Source organism: Mycolicibacterium setense (assembly GCF_000805385.1).
Classification (GTDB): Bacteria; Actinomycetota; Actinomycetes; order Mycobacteriales; family Mycobacteriaceae; genus Mycobacterium; species Mycobacterium setense.
In genome coordinates this window covers 822241-843824 of record NZ_JTJW01000008.1, presented here as the reverse complement: position 1 = coordinate 843824, position 21584 = coordinate 822241, and the positions used below count along the sequence as shown (strand labels likewise).

The following is a 21584-nucleotide window of genomic DNA, read 5'->3' as shown; positions in this document are numbered from 1 at the left end:
CTGTGCGGCTCAGTCTTCGTCGTAGGAGACCGTCACGGAATCGCAGTCCGGCACAGCCTGGCAGGTCAGCACGTAGCCCTCGGCCACCTCGTCGTCATCGAGTGCGTCGTTGACCCGCATGGTGGCGGTGCCCTCCAAGAGCTTGGCCATGCAGGTGCCGCAATTGCCGGCCTCGCATGAGAACGGCGGCGTCATTCCGGCCCGGCGCGCGCTTTCCAACAGCGTCTCACCCTGCCTGCGTGGCACGGACAACTGCTCGCGGTCGAACACGATCGTGACCTTGCCGTCCGCTCCGCTGCTGGCCATCGGTTCTGCCGTCATCTCACTCCCCTGTGCACGCACGTTCTGATATGAAGAGAATACCATTCTCGCAAAGTGATAGTATCTTCTCGGCGTGTTGAGCGCGCAACAGAGGCCTGTTGAGAGGGGTTGGAATTTTGGCTACGGCCACGACTGCTCCTTGTGCGGATACTCGCGCGGTGCTCGCGTTCGACGACCGCGAGTACACCCTGGCTGAACTCGACGCGCTCACCAGCGGGATGGCCACAGAGTTGGAGCGCCGCGGTGTACGCCAGGGTGACCGGGTGGCGATCATGTCGTCCAACCGCCCCGAGTTCGTGGTGGCATTACGGGCGATCTGGGGTCTGGGAGCTGCGGCGGTGCTGATCAGCCCGGCCTGGAAAGAACGCGAGGCCGCCCACGCGCTGGCCCTGACCGCGCCCGCTCATGCGGTGGGCGATCATGAGGTGCTGGCCGCACAGATGCCGATGCTGCATCTGGACGAACCGATCATCCCCGGCCTGCGGCAGTTCGACCCGCCCGCCCCGGACAGCGACGCGTTGTTCGTCTTCAGCTCGGGAACCACCGGCCTGCCCAAGGCGGTCCGGCACACCCATGGCGGGTTCGCCGCGGCCATCGACCATTGGCGCACGGCACTGGGTTTCACTGCCGTCGACCGCATGCAGATCATGACGCCGCCGTCACACATCCTGGGGTTGCTCAACATCGCCATGGTGCTCGACACGGGTGCCTGGATGCGCCTGCACCGTCGTTTCGACATCGACACCATGTTGCGGCACATCGAATCCGATCGGATCACGATCGAAATGGCGGTCGCGCCAATCGCTTTGGCGTTGGCTGCGCATCCCGATCTGGGACGTTACGACCTGTCGTCGCTGCGCTACGTGATGTGGTGCGCCACCCCGGTGACCCTCAGCGTCGCCGATACCGTCAGCGAGCGCGCCGGCATCCGGTGGCTGACCGCCTATGGCACCACTGAACTTCCGGTGATCGCCTGTAACCCGATGGACGCCACCCGCATCGACACCGTCGGCACTCCCGTGCGCGGGGTCGACGTCCGCATCGGTGAGGGCGGCGAGATCCAGGTGCGGTCGGATTCCGTGATGGCCGGCTACCTGCCGAACGACGTCACCGCCGGCGCATTCTGCGACGGCTGGTACCGCACCGGTGACATCGGCTACCTCGACGACGACGGATACCTGCACATCACCGACCGATCCAAGGAGATGGTCAAGGTTCGCGGCTTTCAGGTCGCGCCGGCCGAGGTCGAGGCGGTGTTGCACGGCCATCCGGCCGTCGCCGACTGCGCGGTGTTCGGCGTACCCGATGCCGTCGACGGCGAGGCCATCGTGGCCGCCGTGACGACAAGTTCTGAGGTGTCGGCCATGGAACTGATCGCGCTCATCGGCGATCAGTTGGCCTCGTACAAGCGGCCCAGCCGCGTGGAGTTCGTAACCGAGATACCCCGGTTACCTTCCGGAAAGGTATTGCGACGAGTGCTGAAGGAGCGGCATGGACGTTCGTCTGACGTCTGAACAGCAGCAGCTGCGAGAGGCCGCAGCAAAACTGGCCGACGACCTCGGACCCGATGCGGTCGGAGAGTTGTCGGATGAGGGCCGGCGCGCCCGGTTGGAAAGCACGGTCGCCGCAACCGAGTGGCGCACCCTGCGGTCCGACGGTGCCTCCGGGGTGGAGGTGGCGATCGTCGCCGAGGAGTTCGGACGCGGGCTGGTCGACGTGCCGTTCCTCGGGCCTGTGCTCGCCGACGATCTGGCCCGTCGGCTGGATCGGGAGGTGGCCGTCGAGAGCGATGAGGCTGCCACCGCCGGTGTGGATCTGACCCGCAGCACGGTGGGTGTGGTCGAGGCGCCCGACGAGCTCGCTGAGCTGTCGAGCGAGGACGCCTTGCGCTGGCACGCCTTGGCGCTCGCGGCGTCCAGCGCGGATCTGGTGGGTGCTGCCCGCGGTGCGCATGCGCTGGCCGTCGATTACGCGAAAGTCCGTGAGCAGTACGGCTCGACGATCGGCTCATACCAGGCCGTCGCGCACCTGCTGGCCGAGGGACTTGCCCTGATCGAGGGCTCGATCAGTGTGCTGCGCCACGCGGCATGGGCGGTCGACGAACTTCCTGCCGAGGACGCGGTCCGGGCCGGGAAGATCGCCAAGGTGTACTGCGCCCGCGCCGCGCGCACGGTGTGCGAGACCGCGATCCAGGTGCACGGCGGTATCGGAAACACCTGGGAGTGCCTGGCGCATGTGTATCTGCGCCGGGTTCTGGTGGCCACCGAGTTGTGGCCCGTCAAGCTAGAGGACTTGGAGGTCACTGATCTTGGACTTTCGTGATTCAACCGAGGAAGCTGCTTTCCGGGACCGCCTTCGGGCCTGGTTGGCGGACAACGCCGCATCGTTCAAGGCGTCAGGCGACGATTACTGGGCCCGGATGGGGGAGTGGCATCAAGCCCTCTATGCCGCAGGGTTTTTCGGCACCTCGTGGCCCAAGGAGTTCGGTGGCCAGGACCTGCCGCCCGTCTACGATGTGATCGTCGACGAGGAGCTGGCCCGGGCCGGAGCCCCGCCGCGGCCCAGCCTCGGCTACTTGGTTGTCGGTCTCGGGCACCACGGCAGCAAGGAACTGCAGCAGCGATTCCTGCCGGGGATGATCAACGGCACCGAGCGCTGGTGCCAAGGCTTCTCGGAGCCCGGTGCCGGTTCGGACCTGGCCTCGCTGACCACGACGGCGACGCGCGACGGCGACAACTACATCATCAACGGGCACAAGATCTGGACCAGCTACTCGGACGTGGCCGACTGGTGTCTGGTACTGGCCCGCACGGACAAGGATGTGGCAAGACATAAAGGCATCTCGGCGTTCATCGTGTCGATGCACCAGGACAGCATCGAGCAGCGGCCGCTGCAGATGATCAACGGTGTCACCACGGAGTTCGGCCAGGTGGCATTCGACGGCGCGGTGGTGCCGGCCTCACAGATGGTCGGTGAGCCCGGTGACGGTTGGCGCCTGGCCATGACGGTGGTCAGCCACGAGCGTGAACCCTCGACCCTCGGCTACTCGGCGCGCTACGGAAAACTGGTGCGCGAGATGGCGTCTCGGGTGGACGGAAAGGTCCCAGAGGATCTCGCCTGGGCCGGTGTGCAGGCCGAGATGTTGCGGCTGCATGTGCGCAGGCGGCTGTCCGAACAGCTCGATGGACTCAAGCACGGTCCGGAGGGCTCGCTGGACAAGCTGCTCATGACGTGGGTCGAGCAGTCCGTCGGGCATGCCGCGCTCGCGGTGACCGGCACCAAGGATCCCGAACTGCTGAGCGCCTATCTCTACAGTCGCGCGCAGAGTGTCATGGGTGGTACGTCGCAGATCCAGAAGAACATCATCGCCTCACGAATCCTCGGACTGGGAGTTTAGTCAGATGTACGGAATGCCAGACGAAATCGATGTGCGGGCAGACGGTGCGCTGCGCATCATCACGCTGAACCGTCCCGACGCCCTGAACGCGGTCAACGACAACCTGCACGTCGGACTGGCCCGGCTGTGGGAGGCGCTCAACGAGGATGCCGATGCGCGCGCGGCGGTGATCACCGGTGCGGGGCGGGCGTTCTCGGCCGGTGGTGACTTCAACTACCTGGATGAGTTGCGGCGCGATGAAGCCTTGCGCCAGAAGACGATCAAGCACGGCCGCGACCTGGTCATCGGCATGGTGCGCTGCCGCATCCCGTTGATCGCCGCGGTGAACGGGCCTGCCGTTGGGCTGGGCTGCAGCCTGGCCGCGCTGTCCGACGTGGTCTACATGGCCGAGAACGCACACTTCGCCGATCCGCACGTGCAGATCGGCCTGGTGGCCGCCGACGGTGGTCCGCTGGTGTGGGGCTCGCAGATTTCGCTGTTGCAGGCCAAGGAGTTTGCCCTCACCGGTGTGCGGATCAAGGCGCAGCGGGCGGTCGAACTGGGCCTGGCCAATCATGTGGTCGAGGATCCGCTGGCGGAGGCGATCGCGTGTGCCAAAAAGCTCATGGATCTGCCCAAGCAGGCGGTCGAGGCCACCAAACGGTTGATGAACATCCAGCTCGAGCAGCAGGTGATGGCGTCGCTGGATTACGCCAACCTCGCCGAGTACGTATCGTTCGGCACCGCTGATTTCAATCGCATCGTTGACGGGCTGATCGCGAAGAGCTGAACTCGCTGATTCTCTGGCCCGAGTGGCCACCTATGGCACACGGATCTGTGAAGAACGTGCCATAGGTGGCCGCTGGGCGTGATTCCTAGAAGGTGAGCGCCTCCGAACGCTGCACCGTACCGGTGACGCCGCCGGCATCTTGACCGGCCAGGCGCACCGCTGCGCGGCCCATCGCCTCCGGCGGCTCGACCATCTCGGGCGGGATCCGCAGTCCGCTGCCGCCGGCCTGCCAACCCTCGGTGAGCACCACGCGTGACGGGCTCAGGCAGTTGACCGCGATATTGTCAGCACGCAGGTCGGCGGCCAGTCCGAGATACAGGCGTTCGGCGGCAGCCTTGGACACCCAGTAGGCGTTGGCGCCGTGCTCGATCATGTCGACTCCGGTGGTGGTGATCGCGACAAGGGACCCTCCGCCACGTTTGCGGACCTCGGGGATGACGGCCTTGGTCACCAGAAACACCCCGGTGAGGTTGACGTCGAGGCAGAGCTGCCAGCGTTTGAGCGGCGTGGTCTCGATGGGCCCGAGCCAAAGGACGCCGGCATTGGCGACCAGGATGTCGATGCCGCCGAATTCCGAAACCGCCGTTGCGACAGCCTTGTTCACCGAGTCCTCGTCGGTGACGTCACAGGCGACCGGCAGCGCCCTCCCGCCCGCATCGTTGATGGATGCGGCTACCGAGCCGATGGTGCCGGGCAGCTTGCCCGGTTGTTCGGAACGGGCCGCCACGGCCACTGCGGCACCCTCGGCGGCCAGCGCGGCAGCGATGGTGGCACCGATGCCGCGGCTGGCGCCGGCAACGAAGGCGACCTTTCCGGTCAGGTTCATCGCGACAGACTATTACTTGGGCGGGAAGCGCAATGCCCCATCGAGACGGATGATTTCGCCGTTGAGGTAGTCGTTTTCGATGATGCTCTGAGCCAGCTGGGCGTACTCGGTGGAGCGACCCATGCGCTTGGGGAACGGCACCTGCGGACCCCAGTACTGCTCGAGCTGGTCGGCGGCCTTGCCGTAGGCCGGGGTGTTGATGGTGCCGGGAGCGATGGTGCAGACCCGGATGCCCAACGGAGACAGGTCACGTGCGGCCACGAGCGTCATGCCCAACACGCCGCCCTTGGCGGCAGAGTAGGGCAGTTGGCCGATCTGGCCCTCGTACCCGGCGATCGAGGCGGTGTTGACGATGACGCCGCGGCCGCCTTCCTCCAAAGGTTCGGCCTTGGCGATGGCCGCGGCCGACAGCCGCATCACGTTGAACACCGCGGTCAGATAAAACTCGATGGTCTTCTTGAAGCCGTCGAGGTCCAGCGGCGACCCGTCCTTGCCGACCAGCCGGCCTCCTGCGGCGGGACCGCCGTGGGTGTCCACCGAGATCCGCAACGGGCCGAGGGCTTCCGCCTCGGCGATGGCGGCCAGCACGGATTCCTCGGAGGTGGCGTCGGTGGGCACGTAGCGCACACCCAACTCCTTCTCCAGCGCGGTGCCCTTCTCGTCGGCGAGGTCTGCGACGACCACCTTGGCGCCTGCGGCCTGCAGGCGGCGGACGGTCGCCTCGCCCAGGCCGCCTGCGCCGCCGACGACGATCGCGGAACTACCGGCGATTTGCATACGGTTCCCCTTCTTGCAACTGTGACTCTCTGGCTGCGAGAATAGCATTCTCTTACCGGGTGAACCAGGGAGCAGATCAATGCCTGAAGCCGTCATCGTGTCCGCATTGCGTACCCCTATCGGCACCGCCAAGAAGGGCACGCTGCGAGATACCGACGCGTATGCGCTGGCCGACCATGTGGTGCGAGCTGCATTGGAGGACGTTCCCGCTGACCTCACCGGTTCGATCGACGACCTGATCCTGGGTGAGGGGTTGTACGGCGGCGGCGTCATCGCCCGTCATGCCGCGATCACCGCCGGGTTGACGGCGGTGCCCGGCCTGTCCAACAACCGGCACTGTGCGGCGGGGCAGGCCGCGGTGCAGAGTGCGGCCGCCGGAATCCGTGCGGGCATGGACCAGTTGATTCTGGCCGGCGGGGTGAACTCGGCCTCCACCTCACCTCGGTTCATCCGGGCCGCCGGCAGCGCCAAGGACGCCGAGTGGGTGAACTGGTTCCCGCCCACTCATCCGGATCGGCCGGACGCCCCGAACATGGACATGTCCATCACGGTCGGCTGGAACGCCGCGGTCAAGGCCGGGGTGAGTCGCGAGGAGATGGACCGGTGGGCATTGGGCTCGCATCGCAAGGCGATCGCGGCCATCGACGAGGGCCGGTTCGCCGACGAGATCGTCGCCATCGACACTCCGCACGGCTTGTTCGACACCGACGAACACCCGCGCCGTGACACCACCCTGGAGAAGCTGGCCGCGCTCAAGCCGCTGCACCCGGAGATCGACGGGTTCTCCATCACCGCGGGCAATGCTTGCGGCGCCAACGATGCGGCGGCGCTGCTGACCATCGCCAGCGACGGCCTCGGGCTACCTGCCCTGGCCACCATCAAGTCCTGGGCTTCAGTCGGCGTCGACCCGGCTTTCACCGGCCTGGCGCCGGTGGAGGCGATCACCAAAGCTCTTGGCAGGGCGGGGCTTTCATTGACAGATGTGGACCTGTTTGAGATCAACGAGGCTTTCGCGGCGATGTGTGTGGCCACCATCAAGCTTCTCGACATCGATCCGGAGATCGTCAATGTCAGCGGCAGCGGGTGCTCGCTGGGGCATCCGGTGGCGGCCACCGGGGCACGGATGCTGGTCACCATGGTCCATGAACTGCGCCGGCGCGGCGGTGGCATCGGGGTGGCCGCGATGTGCGCGGGAGGCGGGATGGGCTCGGCGACCGTCATCGAGGTGGACGGAGCCGCCCCGGCGGCGACATGAAATACAGCGCCGTAGGCTTTTTCCCAATGACGAAGCACAACATCGAAGAGCTCATCACCGCGGCGCGCGATGGATCTCAGCGCGCCGTCGGTCGGTTGCTGAGCTTGGTCGAAAGCGAGCACCGGGATGAGGTTCTCGCGGTGCTCGGCCCCGCGTCGCCGCGCGTCATCGGGGTCACCGGGCCGCCGGGGGCAGGAAAGTCGACGACGGTCGGCGCTCTGGTCGGTGCGTACCGCGAGCGCGGGATGCGGGTCGCGGTGCTTGCGGTGGACCCGTCATCCCCCTACAGCGGTGGCGCGCTGCTCGGTGACCGGATCCGGATGGCCGCCCACATCAACGACCCCGACGTGCTCATCCGGTCGGTGGCCACCCGTGGGCACCTCGGCGGGCTTGCCGCCGCGGTGCCTGCCGCGATCCGGCTACTGGCCGCGCTTTCCTACGATCTGATCGTCCTGGAGACCGTGGGTGTGGGGCAGTCAGAGATCGAGATCGCCGCGATCGCCGATCCGACCGTGGTGATCCTGAATCCCGGTGCGGGAGATGCCGTGCAGGCCGCCAAGGCCGGTCTGCTGGAAGTCGCCGATCTGGTGGTGGTGAACAAGGCCGACCGCGAAGGCGCCGACCAGACGGCCCGCGATCTGAGGGCTGAGGCCACCGTTCCGGTGCTCAAACTTGTTGCGGCACAGGGGGAGGGTTTGGCCGAGCTGGTGGAGGCCATCGACGCCCACCACCGGTCCGACACCCCCGCGCGGCGCACGGCACGGGCCCGCACCCAGATTCTCTCGCTGGCGCAGACATTGCTGCGCAACCACGCCGAGCTGGATCGGTTGGCCGCCGCCGTCGCCGACGGCACCACCGATCCGTACAGCGCCGCGGCGAATCTGGTCGCCGATTCAGCCGGGTAGGACCAGAATCCGCCGCATCGTCTGCAGCAACTCGGCGCGCAGCGTGTCGTCGTCGATATCGGCCACCAGGGGATGCATCACCGCGGCGCTGATCAGGCCGGACAGCACTGCCGCATGAACGCGGGCCGCGTTGCCCGACTGATCACCCAACATCGCCGCGTAGAGCCGATCGATGAACTGTTGGAAAGGTTCGTGTTCGGCCAGCAACCGCACCACGACCGGGTCGAACTGCAGTGTGCTGGTGGCGCGTCGACGCGATACGGCCATCTCGACCACCCGGGTGAGTAGGAGCTCGCGGGCGCGGGTGGGCGACCCTTCGGCCTCGGCGGCCTCGAGCGCGTCCTCCAACTGGCCGAGTTCACGCTCGGTGAGTGCGATGACGATGGCTTCTTTGGTCTTGAACTGGTGGTAGACAGCGGCTTTCGTGACCCCGATCGCGTCCGCGATCATCTGCAGCGAGGTTCCGCTGACACCATGATCGGCGATCAGCTCCAGTGCCGCATCGAGGATGCGGGTCTGCGTGGGGCTGCGCGGGGTCCAGAGCACGGTTCGACGGTAACCGGGAAGGCCGGGCGGATCAGGCTTCTGCGGCGGTTTGCTCGGTTGAGAGCATCGAGTTGGCATGGGCCAGGATGTCGGTGCGCGCGCGTGGCCGGGCGATGGCCAGTAGGCAGATGTCGAAAGCGTGCAGTGCGCCGGCGCGCAGTTGCTCGGCGGTGATGTCGCCGGCGGTCCATCGGCGTTGGAGGTGGAACAGCACCATCGCGGCATGGTCGGCGAGGACGTCGGGATCGATGTCGTCGCGCAGTGCGCCGCGTCGGGTGGCGGCTCTGATCTCGGTGACGATGAGGTCCCAGCCGCTCCAGCGCAGATTCACCTGGTCGAGGAGCCGGTCGTCCATGAGGACGGCACGCACGACAGCTTTCGGAATGTCGGCGACGACTTTGTGGATCGACAAGGTGATGGCTTCCCAGATTCGTTCGATCGGGTCGGTCGCCGAGAGTTGGTGTACGGCAACGTCCATGGAGTCGAGCGAGCGTTGGATGAGGGCGGCCAGTAGGCCTTCTTTGTCGCCGAAGTGGTTGTAGAGCGTGCGGACGCTGACGCCGGCTTCGTCGGCGAGGCGGCGCATGGACAGCTGTTCGACACCGTGTTGTTCGACGAAGTCGCGGGCAGCATCGAGTACGTGCGCGCGGGTTCGCTGCAGGGCGCGTGAGGCCATGGGTGTCACTGTACTCAGTTATGCCACAGTGAGCGATATTTGCCACGGTGATTCAAATGTATAACACCGTTGCACATTGGGCTCGAGTGTGGTTAGCATCACAGCGCCCACATCAGACGATCTCGAAACCTGCGAGGGACAAGCATGGTGCAGCAACCGCCCCACTCCGGTACCGATGGCGTATCGGAGGAGCCCTACATCGTGGTCTCGACGGACAGCCACGTCGGACCGTCGCTCAAGAACCAGCTGCGGCAGTACTGCGAACCGAAATACCTCGACGAATTCGATGAGTTCGTCGCAGAGATGGAAAAGCACGGCATGTTCTCGTTGCGATCGTCCAAAGCCGGCGACAAGGGCTATGACGAGAACTGGTCACTGGATCAGTCCCAGGCCGAGGACTTCGCCAAGACCGCGGGCATTCGCAATCCGGACCAGATGGATCTGGGTTTTCTGAACCGCAGCTACGAGCACAGTTTCGTTCCCGGTCTTCAGGACCCGGAGGCACGGCTTGCCGACATGGACGAACAGGGTGTCGCCGCATCCGTGATCTATCACGGCGGGCTCAACGGGGAGTCGATTCCTTTCTCGACGACGGGCCTCATCAGTTGGGGTGACTCGAAATACGACCGCCTGGAGGACCTCGGGGTTCGTATCTACAACCGGTGGCTCGCCGATTTCGTGTCGACGGCCCCCGAGCGCAGCGCCGGCATCGCCCACATCCCGATCTCCGACCCGGCTGCCTGTGTCCGTGAGGTCAAGTGGGCGGCCGAGGCGGGCCTGCGAGGTATCAACCTGCCCGCTCCCCGCAATGACATCCCGATGTTGAACGATCCGATCTGGGAGCCGCTTTGGTCGATATGCGAAGAAACCGGAATGTCGCTCAACACGCACGGCGGTGGGGGTGAGCACTACCCCTACGAGGGGGAGGGCGCCCAGGCGATGTACATGATGGAGACGCTGTTCCGGACCCGTCGCGGGGTCTGGGTGATGATCCTCGGCGGCGTGTTCGAGCGCCATTCCAAACTGAAGCTGGTGCTCACCGAACAGTGGATGGATTGGGCGCCGGAGGTCATGGACGACATGGACGGCCTCTACCACTCGCGAACCGGTGAATGGGTTCGTGCGGCACTGTCCATGCCGCCATCGGAGTACTTCAAACGCAACTGCTTCATCGGCGCCAGTTTCATGTCCAATTGGGAGGCGAAGCTGGGAGTCGAGAAGGGCCTCACCGACAAGGTCATGTGGGGCGACGACTATCCGCACGCGGAGGGAACCTGGCCCGACACCAGGGAAGCTATCCGGTTCACGTTCAACGACATTGACCCCCAGGATGTGCGCAAGTACATCGGCGGAAACGCAATCGACGTTTACGGTCTCGATCGCACGAAATTGGCCGAGGTGGCGGCCAAGATCGGCCCCACCATCGACGAGGTGGCCACGCCGTACGAGGTTCCCGAGGACGCCGTCATGGGGCTCTACGCGTTCCGTACCGGCCCTGGCCGCTTCATCTAGCCGATCTGTCGACAGCGACGAGGAGACATCGAAATCGTGGGAGAGCCAACGGCTGTGACGTCACCGTGCCGGTCGGTGACCGATGAGGAAGTCGACCATTTGCATGAATTCGGTTGGGTGCAGCTGAAAGGCTTCGTGGATCCTGACGTGGTCCGCGGGATGCTCGCGATCGCGCGCGACAAGATGGGCGACGATGCGGACAGCAACCCACTGCAGGCCGAGGCGCCGACCGACACCGACGGTGAGGAGCAAGGCGCGCTGGCCTACTTCAACGTCGGACAGAGCGCCGGCCTGACGAACCCGGTGATGCGACCGTTGATCGATGAAGTCGGCAAGAGCGCAAGCCTGCTGCAACGGCGGCGCGCTCCCGACGGCACGGTTGTGGGCACGCGGTACTACGCGGACTTCTTCGCGCCAAAACTGCCCAGCACCAAGGCTGCTCGCCACGGTGGGAACGGTCCGACCGCCTTTCACCAGGATTTCATCACCTTCTCCGTCGACCGGTCCGGGGGCATGACGTTCTGGTTCCCGTTGGAGGCATACGGGCCTGAAGCCGGGACGATGTCGTTCGTGAACGGATCGCACCGTGCCGGGGTGATGGGCGATTACACCACCTACGGTGCCGGAGACGCTCTGGATGCGTTTCCCGAGCTTCGCGATCTGGAGATGAGCCAACAGCTGACCTACGAGCTCGGTGACATCTCGGTCCATACGCACCTCACGATCCACGGTGCGGGCGTGAACGCGATGGATCGGCCACGTTGGGCTTACCTGCTGGTCGCTCAACCCGCCGACGTGTGCTGGAACGGATCCGCCACACCCAACTTCGATTCCAGCCAGATGACGCAATGGCAGCCGCTCGATGACGAGCGCTTTCCGCTGATCGGCTGAGGCACAGAGTCAAGGAGAGAGCAGCCCATGGCGGCAACACCCTTCCCCGCGCCGTTCCCCAACCGAAACTTCATGCAGATGTGCTGGACTGTCCCCGATCTTCAGAGCGCCATCGATTCCTGGGTGCGCAACGCCGGTGTGGGACCGTTCTTCTGGTTCGACGGGGTCGACTTCACCGATGGGAGACACCGGGGTACGCCGGCCGACTTCCCGAAGGTTCAGGCGGCCATCGCCTACGCCGGTGACCTGCAGATCGAACTGGTCTGCCAGGACAACGACGAGCCCGGCGTCTTCCGGGATCTCTTCGGCGACGGCGACTTCGGGTTACACCATATGGCCCTGTACTGCAATGACTACGAAGCCGAGCGCGACACCTACATCGAGGCGGGCGCGCAACTGGCATTCGAGGGCAAGCTCGATGGCATCCGCACGTGCTGGGTCGACACCTCTTCCACGCTCGGCTTCATGGTCGAACTGCTCGAGCCGAGTGCGGAGCGCGACGCGGGTTTCGCCGCCATGCGGGCCGCGGCGCAGATGTGGGACGGCAGTGAACCGGTCGTCACGTTCTGACGCGGCCGAAACATCTACGGAGGGACGATAAATGCCGGTACTCGCCAACGCCAGAGTGTTCGATGGCCGGACCATGCTGCCCGGCCGCCACACGGTTGCCGTCGAAGGGAATCAGGTTTCCGCCATCCATCCGCATTCCGGACCGGTTCCCGATGGGGCGATAGATGTCGCCGGAATGACGTTGCTGCCCGGCCTGATCACCTCACATCTGCATCCTGACTTCTACAAGTTCAGCATCGCGATCGCCGCCACCGAACGGCCCGGAAAGGAATTGCCGCCCGGAGTCATGATGGCGATCGGCGTGCGCACCTGCCGCGTGCTGCTGGAGAGCGGGTTCACCGGCTACTCCGGGGCCTCGTGCGCGCACGACATCGACGCGCAGCTCAAGATGGCGATCGCTGAGGACATCATCCCCGGACCGCGGATTCGTGCCTGCGGGCACCATCTCGGCACCACCGGCGACATGAACAACAGTGGGCGCTGGTGGAAGCGGTACGAGACACCGGGAACCGACGTCTGCGCCGACGGTCCCGACGCCATGCGTTCGCTGGTGCGCGAAGAGATCAATCGTGGTGTCGAGACGATCAAGATCTTCGCCAGTGCCGGCCACGGCCAGCTGCACCGCACGACACGCAACATGTCCCGCGACGAGATCGCCACCATCATCAACACCGCTCATGAGCGGGGCGCGAAGGTACGTGCCCACGTTTCCGACAAGGCGATGATGTTGGAGTGCATCGAGCTCGGACTTGATCTGATCGACCACGGCGACGAGGTCGATGAGGAAGTCATCGCGGCGATGGTCGAGGCGGGAACCTTCTGGGTGCCCAGCCTCATCTACCCGTGGAGCCTGCTCGAACTCGGTTACGCCGCCGAATTCGGGGTGACGCCAGAGCAATACGAGCACACCCGAGCAATGCTGCCGATCGCGCAGGCAGCCGGGGTCCGGATCCTGATCGGCGACGACTACAGCGGCATCTTCCGCGATCTGCTCGACGACGATCCACTCGACCACCAGGTCGGAAACTACGGTCGCGAATTCGCCTACTACGGAGCGATCGATGGGCTATCGCCGGCCGACGTGCTGAGCTGGGGTACTCGCAACGCCGGCCAGTTCCTGGCCGACGAACCGGAGCGGGTGGGTGTGATCGAGCCGGGTGCCCTGGCCGACCTCATCATCGTCGATGGCGACCCGCTCGCCGATCTTTCGTTGTTGTCCCGCCCGGCGGAGGCACTCAAAGCGGTCATCCGCGACGGTGTCTTCGTCATCGACCGGACGGGTGCGGTCGCGGCCGACGGATCGTCGGAACCCCGTGTCCTGCACCGGGAGCTGGCGCTGCAATAACGACCACAGGCGGTCCGACGAACAACCGATGAGGAGCCATGACAAGAAACGCGCAACGTGGTGTCGTCCTGGTGACCGGACCAGCCATCAAACATGTCGAAGCTGCGAACGCCGCTGGCAAAGCCACGAACAGGCGCACCGACTGGGCCCGCGGAATCGTTGCCGCAAGTGCCTGTCTCGGAATGATGTGTACTGGAATTGGGTTGGCGCCAAACGCGTTCGCTGACGAAGTGCCCTACCACATCCGGAGCGCTCAAGATCTGTGCAACTCGATCTGGCCGACGTCACAGGCAATGCCTCGTCCAGATGAGTTCGGAACTGTGTGCGCCAGGAAGGGCGGCGTCCTGGAACGGTTGTCAAAATCCATGCCGGCGTTCATCTCCGACACCTTCAAGCTGGAGCCGGGCAGCGCAGTCGAACTCCCGGTCGGCTCCGTACGCGTCAATCCGGAGGACCCGATGAGCGATTGGATCATTCCTGACTGCCACGTTTCCGGCGGGCCCGAATGCGGCACCTGAGCCGAGTAGAAGACCTGCGGCAACAAAATTTTCCAGACCGGCACGAATCGTTCTGAGAGGCGGAATCAGTGACAGTTGGAGCTGTGAGCGATGTCTGTTATGACCCCTACGACGTCGCGCTGAATGTCAGTCCGTACGAGACGTATGCGCGTCTCCGGGAAGAAGCGCCGCTGTACTACAACAGCGAGTACGACTTCTACGCACTGAGCCGATTCGCTGACGTCGACAGTGCATCCGTCGACGTCGAGACGTTCAGCTCGGCCCGGGGTGACGTGTTGGAAACGGTCAAGGCGAACATCGACATCCCGCCGGGCTTCATCATTTTCGAGGATCCACCGATCCACGACATCCACCGCAAGCTACTGGCCAGGATGTTCACCCCGCGCAAGATCAGCGCCCTCGAACCCAAGATCCGGGAATTCTGTGCTGAGTGTCTGGATCCCTTCGTCGGCAGCGAGCGGTTCGACTTCGTGGCTGATCTGGGCGCTCGGATGCCCATGCGGGTGATCGGAATGCTGCTGGGCATGCCCGACGAGCACCTCGAGGAAGTCCGCAAACGGTGGGACGACAACCTGCGCACCGAGGCGGGTAAACCGATGGAGGTCGCCCCCGAGGCGATTGACGCGGGCGAACTGTTCGCCGAGTACGTCGAGTGGCGTGTCGAGCATCCATCGGACGACATCATCTCTGAGTTGGCCAACGTCGAGTTTGTCGACGAGACGGGTACCACCCGGCGACTGCGACGCGACGAACTCCGTGCCTACGCCAGCCTGGTCGTCGGCGCAGGAAACGAAACGACCAATCGGCTGATCGGATGGGCGGGCAAGGTGCTGGCCGAATATCCCGACCAGCGGCGTCAGCTCGCCGAAGATCATTCACTGATACCCAAGGCCATTGAAGAACTCGTGCGCTTCGAGCCGTCGGGTCCGAACATGGCCAGATATGTCACGCGGGATGTCAGCTATTACGGACAGACGGTGCCGGCGGGCAGTGTGATGCTGTTGATGCTCGCCGCGGCCAATCGCGATCGTCGCCACTTCCCGCCCGACGGAGATGTTTTCGACATCCATCGCCGTTCCCCGCAGCACCTGGGTTTCGGCCGCGGTGTGCACTATTGCCTGGGCTCGGCGTTGGCCCGCCTGGAAGGACGGATCGCCCTGGAGGAGATCCTGAAACGTTTCCCCGAGTGGGACGTCGATCTCGCGAAAGCGACGTTGACGTCAACCTCGGCCGTGCGTGGCTGGGAATCCATGCCTGTCGTTCTGCGGTAGTGCCGAATCGTTGCCGTGCGGGTCCGGAAGAAACAGCAAGGAAAGGCGGAGTTGTCGATGAGCCCTGAGGATGTCGTACGCACGGAGATTGCCGCGTGGGCGACCAACGATGTCGACGAAGTGATGAGCCATTTCGCTGACGACGCCACCTTCGACATCGGCCCTGACTGGCCGAAACTAGCTGGGCGCGAGGCGATCTACGACTTGATGAAGGTGTTCTTCGGCCGCGGCAAGGTCGTAGATCTCGAGATCCGTCACCTGGCCGTCGATGGCGATGTTGTGTTGATGGAGCGCTTTGATCACTGGGTGATGGAAGGCACTCCGTTGAGCTGGCCGGTGATGGGTTCCTATCAGGTCCGGGACGGCAAGATCGTGGCTTGGCGGGAGTACTTCTGGCCGGCGGACGGCGATCCCGGATATGGTTCGGCCGGGGTTTCCTGAGCCTGATGTGCTGGAATGGTCGCTCGGCTCACCGAGCGCGAGACCCCGTGATTCGTGAGGCGGTTCGCCAATGTCGCTGCCGCGCTGTCCAGATCGCCGGCTGACGCGTGCGACGCCAAGGACCTTTCCGTGCGGAAGGTGTAGGAGCAGAGGAAGATCGGGAGCGCTATCGACTGATGGTTGTCGCGTCCGACATCGCCGAGCTCGTGACCGTTGTCGGCGGCTGGCTCTTCGATCGGGCAATGGCGGGATGGGACGTCACCGCGCTTGTCGACGAAGGTTCCGATGTGCGCCCGTTACGCATTCTCGGTGTTGGTGCGGCGGAGCTGGACTCCGTGTTGTCGACGAGTGCTCCCGCGTTTCAACCCTGCGCCATCGCTGTCGCCGGTCACTACTATTCGAGCGATCCTCGGACCCGCGAACTCATCAGACGCGTCATGGACAACGGCGCGGCCGAGTTGATCGTGTGGGGAGATGCGTGTCCGGCGGAGTTCAGGACACGCCTGCTTCAGGTGAGCTATGAACCCACCATTGCTGCGCAGGTGTTCAAGAAGCACGCACTTGTCGCGGTCGGCCGCCCCGATCGCGCCGTCGAAGCAAGAGAGTCATTCCGGTGTGGCGTTCGTCCCCGGCCTGCAATTGCGCAAGCCGGCTTCCTTGCCTGAAACCGACTGAGGTAACGCGAATTAGTGGGAGGTCCAGTTGTTCAGTGTTGAGGAGAGCATCGACATCGCATCGGCACCGGAAATCGTCTGGTCGCTGGTAGGTGATCCGGCGGCGATCTGCGGATGGCACCCAGGCATTGAGTCCTCATCGATCGTGCACGGCGTGCGTCATTGCACGCTGATGGGTGGGGGAGAGGTCGCTGAGCAGATTGTCGAGCACTGTGATCGCCGGCGCTATTACGTCTATGCGGTAGTGGGCAGCCAGTTCGGCATGGTCGACTATCGATCACGTATCCAAGTGCTGGGTATAGACGGCGGTGGTGCGCGGATGGAGTGGAGCGGGCAGTTCGACGCCATCGAGCCGGCGCACGGGAGTCTTATCGCGGAGTCGGTCGCCACCACCTATCGCGATGGTCTGACCGCGGTCCGGAACCGCTTGGCGTGACGTCCTTCTAGCTGTGTACGACCTTGCGGACCTACATCTTGACCACACCGACCAAAGGAGAAGCTCGTGCTGACATTGGCAGGCAAGGTCGCGATCATCACCGGAGGTGCCCAGGGCATGGGTGCCGAGCACGTCCGGACGTTTGTCGAACTCGGCGCGAAAGTCGCAATCGTCGATGTGTTGAGAGAAGAGGGGCGGACTGTAGCCAAAGAGGTTGGCGCAGAGGGAGAGTTTTTCGATCTGGATGTGACCGAGCCGGAGCAATGGACTGATGTGGTCGACCGCGTCACGAACAAGTGGGGCCCGGTGACAGTCCTCGTGAACAACGCTGGAGTCCCCGGTCCATTCGTCCACACCGCTGACCTGACCGTAGACGACTATCTGAGGACCATCGCCGTCGACCAACACGGGGTGTTCTACGGTATGCGGGCGGTGATTCCGGGCATGATCGACGCCGGCGGCGGTGCGATTGTCAACATCGCCTCGGTGGCGGGATTCGCACACGTCCGGCATGTTCCGAATGCCGCCTACACCGCAGCCAAATTCGCGGTGCGCGGCCTCACCCGGGCGGCCGCAGTCGAGTACGCGAAAAAGGGAGTCCGGGTCAACTGCGTGATGCCGGGACCGGTGGCCACTCCGATGATGCTCAACTCCGGCATGGAGGATGTGCGCAAACTGGCGGGCAGCGGTGCGGCGATGGATCGCTGCGCCGAGCCGCGAGAGGTCTCGAACATGGTGGCGTTTCTTGCCTCTGACGCAGCCTCTTTCATCACCGGCGGCGACCATTTCGTCGACGGCGGTCAAGCCGCCGGGTGGTGACCGTAGTGCAGCTGGACGATCTTCGTGCCGTCACTTACTCAATGCGCCTGAATTTTCACAGGAACAGAACGCGATTCAGTCGGACACCGTAATCGCTGTCGGGGTTTGTCATCGAGTCACCAACTCGTTCCGCGATGGCAGCGACTGCGATGTCGCGGCGTCGCGGTGACCTGGCGGCGTCGGCTGTCGCTAACGCAGCCGGCATCTCGTCGCTGGTCAGATCGGTGCAATAGCACGGAGTGCCGGGCTGCTGACGCCACGACTCCGCCAGTGTTCCGGCATCGAATCCGTCGAAGCCGGTGTCGTCGACCAGCGATTTGCCCACGGCGCGTTCCCTGTCGCTATCGGCGGCGACCGGGATGGCGATGCGACCCGCCGATCCGGCCGGAGTGCCCTTCTCTGCGAGCGAATGGGAACCGATCGCGTTCCACGCCTTGACGATCGGCCGTCCGAGCTGCTCAGCAACCCACAGGCTTTCGACCTGGCCTGCTTCTACGGACTCGATCCGGGAATCCCGCATCGGATAGTAGTTCGACGTGTCGATGACGACCGTCTCGGCGGGCACCCCGGCAAGCGTCGGCGCGAATGCGGGAAGACGGTTGAACGGGATGGAGAGGATCACGACGTCGACGTCTTTTACCGCGTCGGCCGCAGCGACCGGACGGGCCCCCGACTTCAACACGTCGGGCTCGATCGTTTCCGGGCCACGCGAGTTGGCGACCTTCACGTCGTGTCCGGCGGCGGCCAACCTCTGAGTCAGCGTCTTGCCGATGTGCCCGGTACCTACGATTCCTATTTTCATTGCGACGTTGCCTTTCTCGATGTCTAGATGCGCGAGTCACTACTCGGCGGGATGGGCGAGCCCTTCGAGCGTGCGCCGAAGGTCGTCCAAGCCGGTCTCGGTGAGCTGGCATGCTGACTTGATCTGGTCGGTGATTCCGCGGATGTCGGGCTCGAGCGCACGCCCGCGCGGCGTCAGGTCGACCAGCACTCGCCGCTCGTCGGCGCGGTCTCGGGTGCGCGTGACCAATCCGGTGGCCTCGAGTCGCTTTACCAGTGGTGTGATCGTGCCCGTATCCATATCCAGACGAGTACCCAATGCGCCGACGGAAAGCGGCGCGCCGTCGAGCAGCGCCAATATGACGAGATACTGGGGGAACGTCAGGCCCAGTGGCTCCAGAAACGGTTTGTGCTGGCGGACCATGCGGTTCGCAGCGCCGTAGAGGGCAAATGACAGCTGCTGGCCCAGTTTCAGGCGCTCGGGCGGTGCCGCTGCTGATTTTCTGGCGGACGATTTCATCGCGGACTAGAGTCCCAGCGCCGGTGCCAGAGCCGTCAGTACGGGTAGCAGTTTGTCCGCTTCGATGACTTGGATGGCGACGTGGTCAGCCCCGGCGGTGAGGTGCTGGTGCAGGCGTCGGGCGATTTGGGGTGCGGTGCCGTGCGCGATGACGGCATCGATCAGGTCGTCACTACCGGGCTTGGTGATGTCCTTGTCAGAGAATCCGATTCGTTTCCAGCTGTTGAGGTAGTTGTTGAGCCCGAGATAGAGGTTGACGGCTTCGCGTCCGAGAGCTCGGGCCGATCCGGCATCTGATGACAGCACCACCTTGTGCTCCGGAGCAAGAAAGGCTGCAGGCCCCATCACTTCGCGTGCCCGGGCGGTGTGTTCCGGCGTGGTGAGATACGGGTGCGCCCCCGCACCGCGTGCCGCGGACAGCTGCAGCACTCGGTCGCCGAGCGCCGCGAGGATGCGGCGGTCCGCGGGTACGCCGTAGCGGTCGAGTTCGTCGAGGTACTTGTTGAGCGCGTCGTACGGCTTCTCCCACTGCGAAACATGCTCGCGGTGGCCCGCACCGATTCCGAGCAGGAACCGTCCCGGATATTTTTGGTCGACACGGTGAAATGCCTCAGCGACCGGGCCGGCGGGCGAGGCCCAGATGTTGACGATGCCAGTGGCGGCTTTCAGGGTGGTGGTCTGCTCGAAGATGGGATCCACCCAGGACAAGTCGCTGGGTGCGGTGCTGTTGACCCATACAGCGCCGTAACCCAGTTTCTCGATTTCTCGAGCCACCGGTGGGGAGACCGGATTGCCCGTCCAGGCGCCAAACCGTCCCAGATCGGGCTTGGCGTCGTGGGCCGAAGTGTTATGGCGGGTTTCGACTTGATGCATGGGTGACCTTCTGGCGTCGGCGGCTACGGGTGACAACTATTCCGTAGCGTACAACTGTCTAGCGCGCTAGACATATTCCGACGGTGACGCTCACCACTCTGGCGACAACGGAGTCAGCTGGTGTGCATGGCTTCAACCCGAACGGTATCCACTGTGCAGCTGCCGATGCTCAGCTGAGCTTGTACAGGTTGATCGCGTTCTCGCTGAGGATCTTTCGCGCGTTCTCCGGTGAGGTTGCCGCGACGACCTCGTTGATCGCGCTAGCGGAGTATCCGAATGTGCCTTCACTGTGCGGGTAGTCCTGCGCCCACATCACGCGGTCGGCGCCCAGGTAGTCCAGCAGCTTCAGACCGATCGTGTCGGTCTGGAACGTCGCGAACATGTTGTTCTGCCAGTAGTGGCTCGGGCGGTGCTTCATCGGCCAGTCGAAGAGTTCGCGATGGGCGCCGTAGGTGAGCTCGGCGTCCTGGAGCGCACCGGCGATCCAGTTGATGCCGCCCTCGGCGAAAACGACCTGCAGGTTGGGATGGCGGTCGAAGATGCCGCCGAAGATCAGCGCGCCGAAGGCGCGACGGAAGGGTGCGGCCTGCATCAGGAAGAACGTCCCGAACCCGCCCCGGCCCCCCGAGGACGGCACCTCTCCGATGTGAAAGTTGACCGGCAGGTTCGCCTCGGCCACACACGCCCAGAAGCGGTCCATTTCCGGGCTGTCGTAGTCGATGGGTTCGCCGTGCGCATTCTTTCCGGGGCTGAAGGGAAGCATGAAGCTCTTGAGTCCGAGGTCGACGATCTGCTGAATCGCTTTCTCCGCATGATCGGGGTCCCACCAATTGCTGCAGATGCCGACGCCGTAGAAGCGGCCGGGATTCTTCTTGTCGAGCTCGGCGATGTACTCGTTGTAGGTCCGGTACATGAGCTCTTGCATCTCTTGGTCCGGATAGCGGATGAAGGCCAGCAGGCTTTGCGGATAGACGATTTCCTTGTCGATGCCCTCGGCGTCGAGATGGCGGTTCCGAACACCGAATTCGAAACCGTCGTTGAGGACGGAGCGAGCCAGCGCGGTATCGACGTCAGCACTCTCCGGATATGCCTGCATCGAGTCAGGGAAACCGACGCGCCAATAGCGGTCGAACCACACTCGGGGCGCGGCTTCGTGGCGATCCGCCGGAAAGCGCTCGTAGAAAATATCCTCGGTGAGTTCGATGTGGTTGTCGGCCGAGACCAGGACGAGGTCTTGAGGCAGTTTTGCGGCCTCCCGAGGCTGGCTGGTCCGGTCAACGATCATGCCGGCTTCGGCGGTCAGCGGATTCTCAAATGTCAGGCGTTCGTCGAGCATGTCGGCCTCTCTGTCGATTTCTTTTGCAGGGCACCGATTTCCGGAGCCGTGAAGCGCTCAGTGGCCAAGGTCGGGCTGTTGACCTTGAAGCTGCGACATTGTGATGCTAACCACATCTTGCCTAAC

General features: G+C 64.3%; 25 protein-coding genes. 16 read left to right on the top strand and 9 right to left on the bottom strand.

Going from position 1 to position 21584, the window contains the following annotated elements; all coding sequences use genetic code 11:
- Positions 1–9: 9 nt before the first annotated feature.
- Positions 10–321 carry a 2Fe-2S iron-sulfur cluster-binding protein gene (locus QQ25_RS22295; protein WP_039322867.1) on the bottom strand — a complete coding sequence of 104 codons (312 nt, stop codon included), beginning with the start codon at positions 319–321 and terminating at the stop codon, positions 10–12.
- Positions 322–479: 158 nt separating this feature from the next.
- Here QQ25_RS22295 and QQ25_RS22290 point away from each other — a divergent pair, with 158 nt between their 5' ends.
- Genes QQ25_RS22290 through QQ25_RS22275 form a run of 4 tightly spaced genes read left to right on the top strand, consistent with a single transcriptional unit; the run spans position 480 to position 4487 of the window.
- Entirely contained in the window at positions 480–1835 is a 1356-nt protein-coding gene (locus QQ25_RS22290) for a class I adenylate-forming enzyme family protein (protein ID WP_039380999.1), read from the top strand.
- Positions 1813–2643, top strand: coding sequence for an acyl-CoA dehydrogenase family protein (locus QQ25_RS22285; protein ID WP_039380997.1), 831 nt, complete (start codon positions 1813–1815; stop codon positions 2641–2643). The genes QQ25_RS22290 and QQ25_RS22285 overlap by 23 nt, the downstream gene beginning before the upstream one ends.
- Entirely contained in the window at positions 2630–3718 is a 1089-nt protein-coding gene (locus tag QQ25_RS22280) for an acyl-CoA dehydrogenase family protein (protein ID WP_039322859.1), read from the top strand. Before QQ25_RS22285 ends, QQ25_RS22280 begins: the two co-directional genes overlap by 14 nt.
- Before the next feature lie 4 nt (positions 3719–3722).
- Positions 3723–4487 (top strand): enoyl-CoA hydratase/isomerase family protein, encoded by a 765-nt coding sequence (locus QQ25_RS22275; protein WP_039380995.1) that lies wholly within the window; start codon positions 3723–3725, stop codon positions 4485–4487.
- A gap of 85 nt (positions 4488–4572) precedes the next feature.
- On the opposite strand, the gene QQ25_RS22270 is transcribed toward QQ25_RS22275, so the two are convergent.
- Positions 4573–5313: an SDR family NAD(P)-dependent oxidoreductase gene (locus QQ25_RS22270; RefSeq protein ID WP_039322855.1), complete on the bottom strand. Its 741-nt coding sequence runs from the start codon at positions 5311–5313 to the stop codon at positions 4573–4575.
- Positions 5314–5325: 12 nt separating this feature from the next.
- The gene (locus QQ25_RS22265) at positions 5326–6090 is read right to left on the bottom strand and encodes an SDR family NAD(P)-dependent oxidoreductase (RefSeq protein ID WP_039322853.1); all 765 of its coding nucleotides are present in this window, start codon (positions 6088–6090) and stop codon (positions 5326–5328) included.
- 79 nt (positions 6091–6169) lie between these two features.
- Between QQ25_RS22265 and QQ25_RS22260 the strand changes: the two genes are divergently transcribed.
- Together QQ25_RS22260 and meaB are read left to right on the top strand one after the other, a co-directional pair.
- Positions 6170–7345, top strand: a complete 1176-nt coding sequence (locus QQ25_RS22260; protein ID WP_039322851.1) for a thiolase family protein — start codon at positions 6170–6172, stop codon at positions 7343–7345.
- A gap of 26 nt (positions 7346–7371) precedes the next feature.
- Complete coding sequence (gene meaB, locus QQ25_RS22255) at positions 7372–8250, top strand: methylmalonyl Co-A mutase-associated GTPase MeaB (protein ID WP_039380994.1); 879 nt, start codon at positions 7372–7374, stop codon at positions 8248–8250.
- On the opposite strand, the gene QQ25_RS22250 is transcribed toward meaB, so the two are convergent.
- Complete coding sequence (locus tag QQ25_RS22250; protein ID WP_039322845.1) at positions 8239–8796, bottom strand: TetR/AcrR family transcriptional regulator; 558 nt, start codon at positions 8794–8796, stop codon at positions 8239–8241. The two genes, meaB and QQ25_RS22250, sit on opposite strands and share 12 nt — an antisense overlap.
- A gap of 31 nt (positions 8797–8827) precedes the next feature.
- On the bottom strand, positions 8828–9472 hold the full coding sequence (locus tag QQ25_RS29800) for a TetR/AcrR family transcriptional regulator (RefSeq protein WP_052235963.1): 645 nt from the start codon (positions 9470–9472) through the stop codon (positions 8828–8830).
- 144 nt (positions 9473–9616) lie between these two features.
- Here QQ25_RS29800 and QQ25_RS22240 point away from each other — a divergent pair, with 144 nt between their 5' ends.
- From QQ25_RS22240 to QQ25_RS22200, 10 genes are all read left to right on the top strand, one after another.
- The gene (locus QQ25_RS22240; protein ID WP_052235962.1) at positions 9617–10984 is read left to right on the top strand and encodes an amidohydrolase family protein; all 1368 of its coding nucleotides are present in this window, start codon (positions 9617–9619) and stop codon (positions 10982–10984) included.
- Positions 10985–11059: 75 nt separating this feature from the next.
- Positions 11060–11875, top strand: coding sequence for a phytanoyl-CoA dioxygenase family protein (locus QQ25_RS22235; RefSeq protein WP_201774254.1), 816 nt, complete (start codon positions 11060–11062; stop codon positions 11873–11875).
- 27 nt (positions 11876–11902) lie between these two features.
- Positions 11903–12445: a VOC family protein gene (locus QQ25_RS22230; RefSeq protein WP_039322837.1), complete on the top strand. Its 543-nt coding sequence runs from the start codon at positions 11903–11905 to the stop codon at positions 12443–12445.
- A gap of 31 nt (positions 12446–12476) precedes the next feature.
- Complete coding sequence (locus tag QQ25_RS22225) at positions 12477–13790, top strand: amidohydrolase family protein (protein WP_082017633.1); 1314 nt, start codon at positions 12477–12479, stop codon at positions 13788–13790.
- A gap of 71 nt (positions 13791–13861) precedes the next feature.
- Complete coding sequence (locus tag QQ25_RS30860; RefSeq protein WP_131546202.1) at positions 13862–14308, top strand: hypothetical protein; 447 nt, start codon at positions 13862–13864, stop codon at positions 14306–14308.
- A 68-nt stretch (positions 14309–14376) separates the two neighbouring features.
- On the top strand, positions 14377–15579 hold the full coding sequence (locus QQ25_RS22220; RefSeq protein WP_039322834.1) for a cytochrome P450: 1203 nt from the start codon (positions 14377–14379) through the stop codon (positions 15577–15579).
- A 57-nt stretch (positions 15580–15636) separates the two neighbouring features.
- Entirely contained in the window at positions 15637–16020 is a 384-nt protein-coding gene (locus QQ25_RS22215) for a nuclear transport factor 2 family protein (RefSeq protein WP_064871370.1), read from the top strand.
- Between the two features lie 176 nt (positions 16021–16196).
- Positions 16197–16685 (top strand): hypothetical protein, encoded by a 489-nt coding sequence (locus QQ25_RS22210; protein WP_039322831.1) that lies wholly within the window; start codon positions 16197–16199, stop codon positions 16683–16685.
- Between the two features lie 37 nt (positions 16686–16722).
- The gene (locus tag QQ25_RS22205; RefSeq protein WP_039380991.1) at positions 16723–17130 is read left to right on the top strand and encodes an SRPBCC family protein; all 408 of its coding nucleotides are present in this window, start codon (positions 16723–16725) and stop codon (positions 17128–17130) included.
- Positions 17131–17196: 66 nt separating this feature from the next.
- Positions 17197–17949 carry an SDR family NAD(P)-dependent oxidoreductase gene (locus QQ25_RS22200; protein WP_039322824.1) on the top strand — a complete coding sequence of 251 codons (753 nt, stop codon included), beginning with the start codon at positions 17197–17199 and terminating at the stop codon, positions 17947–17949.
- 55 nt (positions 17950–18004) lie between these two features.
- On the opposite strand, the gene QQ25_RS22195 is transcribed toward QQ25_RS22200, so the two are convergent.
- The 4 genes from QQ25_RS22195 to QQ25_RS22180 form a co-directional block, all read right to left on the bottom strand.
- Positions 18005–18751, bottom strand: a complete 747-nt coding sequence (locus tag QQ25_RS22195) for an NADPH-dependent F420 reductase (protein WP_039380989.1) — start codon at positions 18749–18751, stop codon at positions 18005–18007.
- Between the two features lie 39 nt (positions 18752–18790).
- A complete protein-coding gene (locus QQ25_RS22190) occupies positions 18791–19249 on the bottom strand; it encodes a MarR family winged helix-turn-helix transcriptional regulator (protein WP_039380987.1) in 459 nt (152 codons plus the stop codon).
- 6 nt (positions 19250–19255) lie between these two features.
- Entirely contained in the window at positions 19256–20122 is an 867-nt protein-coding gene (locus tag QQ25_RS22185; RefSeq protein ID WP_052235960.1) for an LLM class F420-dependent oxidoreductase, read from the bottom strand.
- A gap of 169 nt (positions 20123–20291) precedes the next feature.
- Positions 20292–21458 (bottom strand): amidohydrolase family protein, encoded by a 1167-nt coding sequence (locus tag QQ25_RS22180; protein ID WP_052235959.1) that lies wholly within the window; start codon positions 21456–21458, stop codon positions 20292–20294.
- Between the last annotated feature and the right edge of the window lie 126 nt (positions 21459–21584).

Excerpts from the sequence above, each read along its gene's own strand:
- QQ25_RS22265 (WP_039322853.1), bottom strand. The coding sequence starts at position 6,090 with ATGCAAATCGCCGGTAGTTCCGCGATCGTCGTCGGCGGCGCAGGCGGC.
- QQ25_RS22225 (WP_082017633.1), top strand. The coding sequence starts at position 12,477 with ATGCCGGTACTCGCCAACGCCAGAGTGTTCGATGGCCGGACCATGCTG.
- QQ25_RS22215 (WP_064871370.1), top strand. The coding sequence starts at position 15,637 with ATGAGCCCTGAGGATGTCGTACGCACGGAGATTGCCGCGTGGGCGACC.
- QQ25_RS22240 (WP_052235962.1), top strand. The coding sequence starts at position 9,617 with ATGGTGCAGCAACCGCCCCACTCCGGTACCGATGGCGTATCGGAGGAG.
- meaB (WP_039380994.1), top strand. The coding sequence starts at position 7,372 with ATGACGAAGCACAACATCGAAGAGCTCATCACCGCGGCGCGCGATGGA.
- QQ25_RS22270 (WP_039322855.1), bottom strand. The coding sequence starts at position 5,313 with ATGAACCTGACCGGAAAGGTCGCCTTCGTTGCCGGCGCCAGCCGCGGC.
- QQ25_RS22190 (WP_039380987.1), bottom strand. The coding sequence starts at position 19,249 with ATGAAATCGTCCGCCAGAAAATCAGCAGCGGCACCGCCCGAGCGCCTG.
- QQ25_RS22260 (WP_039322851.1), top strand. The coding sequence starts at position 6,170 with ATGCCTGAAGCCGTCATCGTGTCCGCATTGCGTACCCCTATCGGCACC.
- QQ25_RS22185 (WP_052235960.1), bottom strand. The coding sequence starts at position 20,122 with ATGCATCAAGTCGAAACCCGCCATAACACTTCGGCCCACGACGCCAAG.
- QQ25_RS22230 (WP_039322837.1), top strand. The coding sequence starts at position 11,903 with ATGGCGGCAACACCCTTCCCCGCGCCGTTCCCCAACCGAAACTTCATG.
- QQ25_RS22195 (WP_039380989.1), bottom strand. The coding sequence starts at position 18,751 with ATGAAAATAGGAATCGTAGGTACCGGGCACATCGGCAAGACGCTGACT.
- QQ25_RS22295 (WP_039322867.1), bottom strand. The coding sequence starts at position 321 with ATGACGGCAGAACCGATGGCCAGCAGCGGAGCGGACGGCAAGGTCACG.
- QQ25_RS22210 (WP_039322831.1), top strand. The coding sequence starts at position 16,197 with ATGGTTGTCGCGTCCGACATCGCCGAGCTCGTGACCGTTGTCGGCGGC.
- QQ25_RS22275 (WP_039380995.1), top strand. The coding sequence starts at position 3,723 with ATGTACGGAATGCCAGACGAAATCGATGTGCGGGCAGACGGTGCGCTG.
- QQ25_RS29800 (WP_052235963.1), bottom strand. The coding sequence starts at position 9,472 with ATGGCCTCACGCGCCCTGCAGCGAACCCGCGCGCACGTACTCGATGCT.
- QQ25_RS22180 (WP_052235959.1), bottom strand. The coding sequence starts at position 21,458 with ATGCTCGACGAACGCCTGACATTTGAGAATCCGCTGACCGCCGAAGCC.
- QQ25_RS22285 (WP_039380997.1), top strand. The coding sequence starts at position 1,813 with ATGGACGTTCGTCTGACGTCTGAACAGCAGCAGCTGCGAGAGGCCGCA.